Raw genomic sequence first — 327 nt, 5'->3', positions numbered from 1 at the left:
TCACGATGAGTGTCCACACAGATTGATACGGTTTATAAGTAAGAGACGATACTGGGTCTGTAGCTCAGGTGGTTAGAGCGTTCGCCTGATAAGCGAGAGGTCGGTGGTTCGAGTCCACTCAGACCCACCAATTTCTTTTGACATTGGTATACAGTATCGACACCTTGATGGGGCTATAGCTCAGCTGGGAGAGCGCCTGCCTTGCACGCAGGAGGTCTGCGGTTCGATCCCGCATAGCTCCACCATCTTTAAGTGTTCTTGAAAAAGAATCTTTAAAAATGGTTTTCATCAGAAAATCTAGCTCTTTAACAATTTGGAAAGCTGACA

At 46.2% G+C, this 327-nt stretch carries 2 tRNA genes; both read left to right on the top strand.

Annotated elements, in window-relative coordinates:
- Positions 1 to 53 precede the first annotated feature (53 nt).
- Positions 54 to 130: transfer RNA gene (locus VJL_RS25705), tRNA-Ile, on the top strand.
- 39 nt (positions 131 to 169) lie between these two features.
- A tRNA-Ala gene (locus VJL_RS25700) sits at positions 170 to 245 on the top strand.
- Positions 246 to 327: the final 82 nt, after the last annotated feature.

The organism is Vibrio jasicida CAIM 1864 = LMG 25398, from assembly GCF_000400365.1.
GTDB lineage: Bacteria > Pseudomonadota > Gammaproteobacteria > Enterobacterales > Vibrionaceae > Vibrio > Vibrio jasicida.
This window is presented reverse-complemented; position numbering and strand designations above follow the sequence as displayed.